Genomic DNA, 10,553 nt, shown 5'->3' on the forward strand with positions numbered 1-10,553 from the left:
GTCCACAGGGGCTGCCCAAGTACCTCACAGAGCCTGGCGAACTGGCCTTCGTTACCTACGGTGATGATGATGTGGCCGTCGGCGGTACTGAAATCCTGGTAGGGAACGATATTTGGATGTCCGTTTCCCAGGCGCGGCGGTTGGGCCCCGCTTGCCAGAAAGTTCATGGCCTGATTCGCCAGGCAGGCAACCTGGACATCCAGCAGGGCCGCGTCAACATACTGGCCACGCCCCGAGGTTTCGCGGTGTGCGAGGGCTGCGAGAATGCCAATCGTGGCGTAGAGACCGGTCATGATGTCAGTCAGCGCCACGCCCACTTTAAGCGGCCCTTCGCCAGGCTCGCCATCGGGCCGACCTGTGATGCTCATCAAGCCACCCATGCCCTGCACCAGAAAGTCGTAGCCTGGACGGTGCGAATACGGACCGGTTTGCCCAAATCCAGTGATCGAGCAGTAGACAATTCTTGGATTGATCTCGCGGAGCGATTCATAGTCGAGGCCGTACTGCTTCAGGCCACCGACCTTGAAGTTCTCAACTACCACATCGCAGTGCTCGGCCAATGCCTGCACCATTGCCTGGCCTCGGGGATGGCTCAAATCAACGGCGACAGACTGTTTGTTCCGGTTTGCGCCAGCGAAGTATGCTGACTGGCGCTCGTTGTTGCTCCACTCCGGAGAGCTCACCCATGGTGGCCCCCAAGAGCGCGTGTCATCACCGGTGTCCGGCCTTTCGACCTTGATGACTTCCGCGCCAAGATCGGCGAGAATCTGGCTCGCCCAGGGTCCCGCAAGTACGCGTGAAAGATCCAACACACGCAGATGAGACAGTGCTCCCATGGCTCCGTAGCCTCCAATCAGAATGCGGTAAGACTGGTCATCGCCCGACCCAGGATCAGGGCATGGATGTCGTAGGCGCCCTCGCAGGTATTGACGACCTCAAGGTTCAACATGTGGCGCGCGATGCAGAACTCGTCGCTGATGCGATTGCCGCCAAACATGTTGCGAGCCGTCCGGGCCCATCTCCCCGAAGAACCGGGTCCGCTTCCTCGGTGCGAAAGGCCATCTGGATGCGCAGCGCAAGGCGACCGCGCGCGTAGTCGCGCGCGGCGTCAGTAACCGCGCGCTCTTCTCCCGTTAGCTGAGCCTCCAGCAGCAAGGGATCTTCCCAACTGAAGTGCGCGCTCATGGCTCAAAAGACCTGCTGGCCGGCAAGCCAAGTGACCAGTTGCGTGCGGGACGCGGCACCGGTACGCGTGGCCTTGAGCGCACCGTCCTGGAAGAGCAGAAGGGTCGGCACACCGCGGACACCGAAGCGGGCAGCAACGTCTGGATTTGCCACCACATCGACCTTCTCCACGATCATGCGCCCGTCCATCGCTCCAGCGACGTCGTCGAGCACTGGGGCAAGGGCCGCACACGGCTTGCAATCCGGGCTATAGCAATCCACGAGAACAGGCGAATCGCTTTGCGCAAGCAATGCTTCGATGTCCTGCATGCCGGAACTTTGGACGGTTTCGTTCATGATTAGTGAAGCTCGACTTTGGTTTTCAGCGGTTCCTTGGTGCCGAGCCACACTTGCTGCGCTTGCTCCTTGATCTGCGCGACGCGGTGCGCGACTTCTTCCTGCGTGATGGAGCTGACCGGGTGGGAGACCACTACCGGCTCCAGCGACTTCATGCCGACCGCCTGGCGGGTTAGTTCTGTCTCACGGACGAACTCGGTCGTGATGATCGCCGCGCTCGGAACACCGAGCTTTTCCAGCGCGATCGAGTCGCGAATGCATGCCGAGCAGCACGAGCCGCAATCGCCGATCGCAGTCAGCACCACATCGTTCTCGGCAGCGATCTGCGCAATCAGTTCCGGCGTGGCGTCCTTCGAGAAGCTGTGCTTGACGTAGTAGTTCACCGCGGCGAAATCGATGTCCTCGCCGAGCGCTGCCGCAGCGCCTCGCAGCAGCTTGTTGGCGTTCCACTTCGAGTTGTCCAGGATGCCCAGACGCAGCTTCTTCAACGACTTCTTACGCTCGGACACGGGGGCATCGTCGAAACGCAGCGCACCGCGCGGGTCGAACACTTCGACGGTAGATTCTTCACTCTTCATCAACATGGAAATCTCCTAGTTTTCTTGCGGCGGTCGCGTGTGGGGATCAGAGTGCGCAGGCACCGCCGACACATTCGGCGCCGTTGTCGCCGGCACCACTGCCTTCAACGGCTCGCAGAACAGGCGTGCTCATGTGGCCCCAGCCAGGGATCAGCACGGAGAACCGTCCGGCTTCACCACCCATCACGAACAAATGAATGTTGTCGGGGCTGTGGATGATCGGGATGCGCGTTTCGTCTTTGCGCTTGTAGTATTTCGGCAGATTGCGGTTGTAGACCTTGCCGTAGCGATGACCATAGGCCAGGTCGACAAACCGGTTGCCGTGGTTGTGGAACAGGTAGTTCCGGACATCGGCGCGCGACCAGCCGTACTTGCCGATGGTCTGAGCGTGCTCGAGCCCAAGGACCACCGCAATATGCCCGCCGAGCACTGCACTGTTGGAGGCGATCGTGCTCATCGCCGAACACATGGTGTCCAGAATGCCCTCCGGATCATTGGAGATATGGTTGGTTACACTGTGCGGCGCCTCGGCGGCCATCACGAACACCGTCGAATCTTCCGGCTTGTAGCCGTGTTCCACGTGATACGGTGCGAGGGGGCTTTGAGCTTCGTTCTCGGCGACGCAGTAGGTGTACTTGCCAGGATGGCCCAGCGTGCTCTTGTCCAGATCGCCGGGGACATGGGTAGTCGCTTGCACGCCGTTAAGGTTGAAGGCTTGATCAATCAGCGCCTTCACCGCTGCCAGCACCACCGGCGTGTACTCGGGCTTGCAGCCGGCCATTACCATGTTGATGGCCAGCACTTCGCGCGTCAGCTCGCCCCAGCGCGGCGCAATGCGAGCTTCGACAAATTTTGGATCGCCGCCAAGGCGCGCGACGATCTCATCAATCTTCTCCTGCGTCGGTGGAACGACCGGCAGTCCGTCGCTGAAACCGCGCTCGTAATAGTATTCGACCAGGTCCACGCCAGCCGGCATGCGGCTCACAACCGCCCCTTCTTGCTCTACAGCGCTCATTGCTCTGACTCCTATCAAACATCGTTGTGTCGGTAGGGGAAGCATAGGGGCGAGCCGTCATTCATTACAAGAATAAACTATTTCTAATTATGATTGCGTTATTTGCATATATTGTCCACTGCACATGGCAGATGTGATGCGTAAGCCGAGAGCACTCCCGCATTGGGGAAAATGGCGCCTTACGCACTGGAACTGACGCAAGCCTTTTGGCGAAGATGTGCACGGATCCGCAGCACATCTCTAATTTTCGAATTGAAACCGCATGAGGGGTCGACGGACAATGCGGGCAAGATAACCTGGACACAACGCCAACCGCCGCGCGAAATTGCGTGGCAATTCTGATATGCGGGAATCTGAACGGATCGGGGAATGATCCGAGGCGACTCACCGGCGCCGCACTCGGCGTGCTGACCAGGGAGTCTGTGTCGATAGGCTTACGATCCGGAGATCGAGCGCCGGCCGCCAATCGAGGCCCCGGAAGAAGGGCCGTAGTGTTCAACTGTTTGGCACACGCGGTTTGTACGCTCTGCTCTGCTCGGCGCGCAGTGCATTTGTGATAGATAATTTTCCTCACTTCGCAACATGGCGCAACGGCCATTGCCTTCTTCGGCACAGGTCTCCCCGAGCCTCACGCGAGTTCCGCTAAGCTCACATGTGCCACGATCCAAAGCACTATGGCGGGCCGGCATCATTACCGCAGCGATGATCTAAGGAACAGCGTTAATCAGCATCATGACCATTCTTGCGGTAGTCATTCAGAGCAGCCGCTACAGCATCCAGAATTTCTTCGGACGCGTCCCACGTCAATTGTTCCTTGCCTGGCGGAATCCAAGTGGACTCAACCTCCATGAGCGTCCCACGACATTCCCTTGCCGCCCGCAAGTCCCATGCATACTCCGCGACGGCAGCACCAATTGCCCTGTCCCGCGCGTCTTGCTTGAAGAGCATCCGAGCGGCGGCCTCCATTGCAATACGTCGTACTACGCTGGCCCACGTCCACTGCGTACTGACTTCGACGTCACTCATATCTCGTCTCCTCAATTCCTGAAGCCGCCGTCCGCTTTCGCCGCATCGCGCGCTTACGGCTAGTCAATGAACGCATTTGCTTGGATGATGACCGGCGTCCACCTCGCGATCTCATTTCGCAATTTCGACGCTAGAGCCTCTGGTGTGGCTCGATCAACTGAGACCGGTATTGCGCCGAGCTTCTGCATACCTTCGCGAAACGCCGGATCTGTCACAGCCTCCTGCAATGCCTTGACCAGCTTCGCTACCACCGGTTTTGGTGTGCCTTTTGGCGCGTAGACTCCGTGCCACACTGTCACCTCGAACTCGCCCAGGCCCTGCTCTCGCAGCGTCGGAAGCTCTGGCAGTGCCGCGAGTCGCGATGCCGTAGTGCTGCCGTATGCCTTCACACGTCCGGTGTTGATCGGCTGCAACGTTGTTGTGACCTGATCGCAGAGGAGATCGACCTGACCACCTTGGATGTCAACCATTGCCGGAGCCGCCCCTTTGTAGGGAATGCTGGTCATGGCGGCGTGAAGCTGACTCATCAGCATCAGCCCGCAAAGGTGAGACGCCGTACCAATCCCCGCATTGGCGAGATTGATCTTCCGTTGATTCTTAGCGATATAGGATCGCAATTCGCCGAAACCTGAAGGAGCGAGATCGGGACGCGCAATAAGCGTCATCGGAACGTCGGCGACGAGACCGATGTACTCGAAGTTTTTGGTCGGGTCGAAGCGGAGCTTCTTCGACAACGATGGCAACGTGGCCATCCCGATGTTGTGAATCAGAAGCGTGTATCCATTCGGCTCGGCTCGCACAACAGCTTCCGAACCAACAATGCCGCCAGTGCTTGCGCGGTTCTCGACAATCACAGATTGTCCGAGAGAGCGCCCCATCGCAGCACTTAAATGTCGCGCCACCACGTCGGTGGGGCCCCCTGGTGAAAACGGTACAACCAATGTTAGCGGCCGGGCAGGAAATGATTCTCCAAACGAAGAACTGCATGCCACCCATCCTATGGCGAGTGCGGCGAGGTATTTCATGATCTGTCTCCTAATATTAGATATTTTTTGTATTGACTATTTTTTCTGCCACCCCGTGACGTCTTTAGTCACGATTTCGCATGGTGACGAACTCCTCAGCAACGCTGGGATGAAGCGCGACGGTCTGATCAAATTCGCGCTTGGTGATGCCATTCTGAAGCGATATAGCTCCCATTTGAATGATTTCTGCGGCATCACGGCCGAGCATATGTATGCCGAGTACCCGGTCACTGCTCCCGTCGACGACCAGTTTCATCATCACGCGCTCAGAACTTCTAGCGAGAGCCGCACGCATCGGCCGGAAATTGGTGAGGTAGACCATGATGTCGGGAAACGCAGTGCGCGCTTGCCGCTCGCTCATTCCCACACAAGCGATCTCCGGCGTGGAAAATACGGCCGTGGGCGTCAGCCCGAAGTCCGGTGGGCAGGACAGGGTCGAACCGAACAGAGACTCGGCGAGCCACTGGCCCTGCCGTATTGCGACCGGCGTTAGGTTCAACTGCCCAATCGCATCCCCAATGGCATATACGTTGTCTAGTGACGTTGCGTATCGGTCATCCACTGCAATGGCACCGCCCGGTTTTTTCACAAGCACGCCTGCTGCGCCAGCGGTATTGGGCACGCGGCCAGTTGCGTTCAGCACAACATCGCAATCGAGGATTTCGCCAGCATGATCCGTCAGGCGGTAGCCTTCGGGAAACGCGCAGATAGACCGAACCGAGCGGTTCAATCGAATTCGGATGCCTTGCTCACGGTACGCGTCAATAACACCCGCCTGCAGATCTTCGTCGAATCCTCGGAGCACGGTCGCACCTCGGTGAAGCACCTCGACATCGGCACCCAGCCCCTTAAAGATCCCCGCAAACTCAAACGCGATGTAGCCACCACCAATAATGGCGACGCGTGCCGGCAGTTCTGGGAGTGCGAAGACGTCATCTGATGTGATGCAATGTTCCGCACCGGGGAAGTCCAAATGCGCCGGCGCCGCTCCCGTTGCAACTATGATGTGCGTAGCCAGCACCGTCCTGCCTGAAGCAAGCCGTACTCGTCCACTGTCCACAATCGACGCGCTTTCATCGAAGATCGTGACCTGGCTGCTATCTAAGCCCTTCCTGTACAGGTTCTCGAGGCGGGTTACCTCATCGGCAATGCCGTTTACGAGAGCCGCCCAGTTGTGTCCCTGACTCTCGATGTTCCACCCAAATCCAATGGCGTCTCTGGCTTCTGACCGATATCGACTGGCCGTAACCATGAGCTTCTTCGGCACGCATCCGCGGATCACACAGGTGCCGCCTACGCGCGACTTTTCTGCAATCGCGACCCGGGCTCCCAGGGCTGCCGCCGTACGTGCTGCCCTGACGCCACCAGAACCGGCGCCGATAACAAACAAATCGAAGGTTTCCATGCTGTCATCCGCCGGGGTTATCTCGCAATCTCCGCCTCTGCCATTGGCGCACTCAATGGATCAAGTAGTTTGTCTCGCACAAGCACTCCTTCGGCATACAAGGCACTAATTTCATCCTCTCCAAGTCCCGCAAAGTCCTTCAGAATTTGTTCGTTGTGCTCCCCTAGCAAGTCGGCCTTCAGTGAGGCGGGATACTCCCATGCGGAAAACCGCGCCGGAGGGCCGGGAATCTGGAAATCTCCAACGTACGGGTCACGCACCGTTCGAACCACACCGCGCTCCTGCAAGTGAGGATGGCTCATGGCTTCCCGAAGACTTAGAACCGGCGCGCACGGAATCCGCTCGCGCTCCAAGGCATCTATTGCAGCGTCTCTGGAAGGGAACATACTAAGCCACGATTCCAGAATCTCTTTGAGCTGCTCGTTGTTGTCACGGCGGAGCGCAGCGCTGGAAAATAGCGGATCAGTCAATAGATCCGGACGTCCTAAGGCGGATACGAACTGTTCCCACTRGTGCGGGAGCGTGGCCAACGTCAGGTACGTGCCATCACCACAGCGAAAGATGCCCGTCGGGCCTCCATCGGGGTGTTGTGAACCGGTTCGCGTGGGCTCGTAGCCTTTCCTAAGGCTGACGCGAGGAATGGCTACTTCATGCATATTGAAGTACGTATCGAGCAGCGATGTCTCAATGTATTGCCCCTCCCCTGTCCGCTCGCGATGCAGCAACGCAAAGCCGACGGCCATGGCGGCGGCAACACCGGTAGATGCATCCCCGATGGCCATCGTGATCAGCGCGGGACTTCCCTCGGCCTCGCCAATGAGGTCCGTGATACCTGCATATGCCTGCGCGACATAGTCGTATCCCGGCTTATTCGCCAGGACACCCTTTTGTCCTGCAAGAGAGATGGAGCACATCACGAGGTCAGGATTGATCTTCTTTAATACCTCGTATCCAAGCCCGAAACGGTCCATAACGCCCGGGGAGAAATTCTCGACGAGAACATCAAACTCCGTGATCATCCTAAGAATCAGCTCTCGCGCCTTGGCACTCTTGAGATTCAGTGCAAGGCTCTTCTTTGAATGATTGTGCTGAACGAAATAGGTACTTTGGGAACAGCGCTTGTGCTCCGGTTGCTGACTACGCAACCCACCAATACGGGTTCTGTCGCCGAAGGGGGCAAGTTCAAGCTTGACAACCTCTGCGCCCATTTCGGCGAGGATGCGGGTACAGGTCGGTCCAGCGACGATCTGGGTAATGTCCAGCACACGAAATCCGGTGAGCATTGGAGTATTGGTATGTGGCACGGTAGCTTTCTCCTATCTCGAGTTGAACTGATTCTTGCCGAACAAGTTGTCCCACCGATCACCGCTTGGCTTTGCACCGGTCTTGTCGACCTTCTCAGCCAGCACGGCGACCCCACGCTGAACGGCCGGACGCTGACGCACTGCTTGGTACCAACGTTCGAGATTGGGATAATCCGCAATATCCTGGCCCTGCCATTTGTGTGCGCGCAGCCAGGGATAGGTCGCCATATCGGCAATCGAGTAGTCGCCCGCGAGGTATTCGGACTCGGCGAGTCGACGGTCAATGACGGTATAGAGACGACGTGCCTCGTTTGTGTAGCGATCGATGGCGTAGTCGATCTTCTCAGGTGCATACTTTCGGAAGTGATGTGCCTGGCCGAGCATGGGCCCGACGCCGCCCATCTGGAACATCAGCCACTGCAGGACCTCGTATCGCTTCCGGGTGTCCTGTGGCRTAAACTGATAGCCACTCTTTTCGGCCAAGTACATCATGATGGCACCCGACTCGAACATCGCAATGGCCTGCCCGTCAGGACCTTCATGATCGACAATGGCGGGAATCTTGTTGTTTGGGCTGACCTCGAGAAACTCTGGTGCAAACTGCTGACCTTTGCCAATGTGCACCGGTATGACGCTGTAGGGCATCGCCAGTTCTTCAAGGAGGATGGAGACCTTGTAGCCGTTCGGCGTGCTCCAGAAGTAAAGATCGATCATCTCGATAAGGTGGTTCGTTACTGATGGAGCCATCTTAGAAATGTCACGATCGTCGCGCCAATACTGTGTCCCGCTTGGGGCATGTCAAAAACTTATGGCAGTCCCACGATGGGCGCCACGCTATACAATCTGCTATGGAATTCCGACAACTAAAGTACTTCGTACGAATCGTCGAGCTCGGTAGCGTGTCACGCGCGGCTGCCGATCTTTACACCGCCCAGCCGGCGCTCAGCCAGCAAATCGCCAAGCTCGAAGACGAACTGAGAGTGAGGTTGCTGGCCAGGAGCGCTCGCGGCGTGGTCGCAACTGAGGCGGGAGAGGTGTTCTATCGCCACGCCCGGGCGATGCTGCGCCAGGCCGATCTCATGAAAAGTGACGTTCAGCACGCGGGCGAGCACCCGCAAGGGAAGGTATCTGTCGGCCTACCGACCAGTGCCGCAACCATCCTCGCGCCCAGACTCCTCGCTGCATCAGCCGTGCAGTATCCCGATATTCAGTTACAGATCACCGAGAGCCTGAGCGGGCACCTACAAGAACTGGTAGTAAACGGCCGGATCGAGATGAGCCTCTTGTTCGAACGCGTGGACGGTTCGGGGGCGGTATGTGAAACAAGACTTGGCGCTCACCTTGAGGTTACCCCGCTTCTCATCGAGCGCCTGCTTTTGCTTTCCTGCCAGCTGCCTGGCAGTACGCCGCCTGAGGAGGTCACCATCGCCGAAGCGGCAAAGCGACCGCTAATACTCCCTGGTCGGTCCAACATCACGCGTCAAATCATTGACGAAGCGTTCGAAGCAGCGGGGGAAAAGCCCGTTGTTTTGGCGGAGCTGGACTCACTTGCCACCATCCGCGCTGTCGTGGCAAGTGGCGTAGGGTCGACTATTTTGTCGCCTTCGATCCCCGGAGGCACCCAGGGATTGACAATTCAGCGAATCACCGACGCGGCGTTGCATCGGCGACTTTCGTTATGCACGTTCGACATCATGCCGTTAAGTTCGGCGGCTCGCCGGATCATGGAACTAATTCGGGAGACTGCGCTGAAGCTGGTGGCCGAAGGCGAATGGCCCGGCGCCTCGAAAATTGAATAGCCATACGGAATCGCAATACCGCTACCACAAAGTCCTATTGGCCGGGTACCCCGTTGCATGCCTAGACTTCCCATGCATCTAAACAGGCAAACGGTATCCCATGACTAAACGGATTCTCGAAGGCATCAAAGTACTTGACCTCACCAGGTTCTTTTCCGGCCCTCAATGCACGCTCTTCCTCGCCGGGTTGGGAGCGGAAGTCATAAAGATCGACGATCCGGAGATCGGAGATCCAACCGCGTTTTCTCCGCCCTTCGCCGRCCCTCAAGGAGTTTCATTCGAACGGCGCTCAGAGCTTGACATGGGCATCGCGTACCTCAAGCGGGCTCGATCAAAGAAGTCTACGACCCTGAACCTGAAGAATGCCGAGGGCAGGGAGTTGTTCATGCGCATGGTCAGGAACGCTGATGTCGTGGTCGAAAATTTCAGCGCGGGAGTCGCGGATCGACTTGGCATCGGCTATGAAGTGCTCCGCGAGGTCAATCCAGGCGTCGTCTATTGCTCTCTGACCGGATATGGGTCTACTGGACCCGCAAAGCATCTCAAGGCTTATGATCTGATGGTCCAAGCGGCCGTTGGCCTAATGAGCATTACGGGACAACCGGACGCCGGGCCAACGAAAACAGGGTCTCCGCTTTCGGACGCGATCGCGGGCCTTTTCGCGGCATTCGGAGTTGTGGCGGCATTGAACTACCGCCAGCAAACCGGTGCAGGACAGTCTGTGGATGTTTCCATGGCCGACTGCCTGCTGTCCTTGATCCTGGACGAGCCGCTCGATTGCTATCGCGAGCTGGGCCTTTCGTTTCAGCAGGGTAACCGAATCATGCGATTCTCTCCCTTCAATGCGTACAAGAGTGCGGATGGTTGGGTGACTCTTGGC

The 10,553-nt window shown here is 57.9% G+C and carries 11 protein-coding genes and 1 pseudogene; 2 read left to right on the plus strand and 10 right to left on the minus strand.

What is annotated here, in order from left to right:
• The 10 genes and pseudogenes from AC1DO7_RS37355 to AC1DO7_RS37400 form a co-directional block, all read right to left on the minus strand.
• Positions 1–836, minus strand: an 836-nt coding sequence (locus AC1DO7_RS37355) for a CaiB/BaiF CoA transferase family protein (protein ID WP_477117306.1), incomplete at its 3' end; no start/stop codon positions are given.
• A gap of 17 nt (positions 837–853) precedes the next feature.
• Positions 854–1,015: pseudogene (locus AC1DO7_RS37360) on the minus strand (acyl-CoA dehydrogenase); the annotation flags it as partial.
• Positions 1,016–1,188: 173 nt separating this feature from the next.
• Positions 1,189–1,521 (minus strand): thioredoxin family protein, encoded by a 333-nt coding sequence (locus AC1DO7_RS37365; protein ID WP_441622084.1) that lies wholly within the window; start codon positions 1,519–1,521, stop codon positions 1,189–1,191.
• Between the two features lie 2 nt (positions 1,522–1,523).
• A complete protein-coding gene (locus AC1DO7_RS37370) occupies positions 1,524–2,105 on the minus strand; it encodes a UGSC family (seleno)protein (RefSeq protein WP_441622083.1) in 582 nt (193 codons plus the stop codon).
• 40 nt (positions 2,106–2,145) lie between these two features.
• Positions 2,146–3,114: a hypothetical protein gene (locus AC1DO7_RS37375; RefSeq protein WP_477117307.1), complete on the minus strand. Its 969-nt coding sequence runs from the start codon at positions 3,112–3,114 to the stop codon at positions 2,146–2,148.
• A gap of 720 nt (positions 3,115–3,834) precedes the next feature.
• The gene (locus AC1DO7_RS37380) at positions 3,835–4,140 is read right to left on the minus strand and encodes a hypothetical protein (protein WP_441622079.1); all 306 of its coding nucleotides are present in this window, start codon (positions 4,138–4,140) and stop codon (positions 3,835–3,837) included.
• Between the two features lie 59 nt (positions 4,141–4,199).
• Entirely contained in the window at positions 4,200–5,165 is a 966-nt protein-coding gene (locus AC1DO7_RS37385) for a tripartite tricarboxylate transporter substrate-binding protein (protein WP_441643536.1), read from the minus strand.
• 64 nt (positions 5,166–5,229) lie between these two features.
• Entirely contained in the window at positions 5,230–6,570 is a 1,341-nt protein-coding gene (gene gorA / locus AC1DO7_RS37390) for a glutathione-disulfide reductase (RefSeq protein WP_441622076.1), read from the minus strand.
• A 17-nt stretch (positions 6,571–6,587) separates the two neighbouring features.
• Positions 6,588–7,874: a CaiB/BaiF CoA transferase family protein gene (locus AC1DO7_RS37395; RefSeq protein ID WP_477117308.1), complete on the minus strand. Its 1,287-nt coding sequence runs from the start codon at positions 7,872–7,874 to the stop codon at positions 6,588–6,590.
• Between the two features lie 12 nt (positions 7,875–7,886).
• Positions 7,887–8,588 (minus strand): glutathione S-transferase N-terminal domain-containing protein, encoded by a 702-nt coding sequence (locus AC1DO7_RS37400; protein WP_477117309.1) that lies wholly within the window; start codon positions 8,586–8,588, stop codon positions 7,887–7,889.
• A gap of 134 nt (positions 8,589–8,722) precedes the next feature.
• Here AC1DO7_RS37400 and AC1DO7_RS37405 point away from each other — a divergent pair, with 134 nt between their 5' ends.
• Together AC1DO7_RS37405 and AC1DO7_RS37410 are read left to right on the plus strand one after the other, a co-directional pair.
• Positions 8,723–9,673 carry a LysR substrate-binding domain-containing protein gene (locus tag AC1DO7_RS37405; protein ID WP_441622070.1) on the plus strand — a complete coding sequence of 317 codons (951 nt, stop codon included), beginning with the start codon at positions 8,723–8,725 and terminating at the stop codon, positions 9,671–9,673.
• A gap of 100 nt (positions 9,674–9,773) precedes the next feature.
• On the plus strand, positions 9,774–10,553 hold a 780-nt coding region (locus AC1DO7_RS37410; RefSeq protein WP_477117310.1), incomplete at its 3' end, for a CaiB/BaiF CoA transferase family protein.

This window comes from Cupriavidus sp. 05N40, assembly GCF_056397305.1.

Bases quoted from the DNA above. Each gene is read 5' to 3' on its own strand.
- AC1DO7_RS37365 (WP_441622084.1), bottom strand. From the start codon at position 1,521: ATGAACGAAACCGTCCAAAGTTCCGGCATGCAGGACATCGAAGCATTG.
- AC1DO7_RS37370 (WP_441622083.1), bottom strand. From the start codon at position 2,105: ATGTTGATGAAGAGTGAAGAATCTACCGTCGAAGTGTTCGACCCGCGC.
- AC1DO7_RS37375 (WP_477117307.1), bottom strand. From the start codon at position 3,114: ATGAGCGCTGTAGAGCAAGAAGGGGCGGTTGTGAGCCGCATGCCGGCT.
- AC1DO7_RS37380 (WP_441622079.1), bottom strand. From the start codon at position 4,140: ATGAGTGACGTCGAAGTCAGTACGCAGTGGACGTGGGCCAGCGTAGTA.
- AC1DO7_RS37385 (WP_441643536.1), bottom strand. From the start codon at position 5,165: ATGAAATACCTCGCCGCACTCGCCATAGGATGGGTGGCATGCAGTTCT.
- gorA (WP_441622076.1), bottom strand. From the start codon at position 6,570: ATGGAAACCTTCGATTTGTTTGTTATCGGCGCCGGTTCTGGTGGCGTC.
- AC1DO7_RS37405 (WP_441622070.1), top strand. From the start codon at position 8,723: ATGGAATTCCGACAACTAAAGTACTTCGTACGAATCGTCGAGCTCGGT.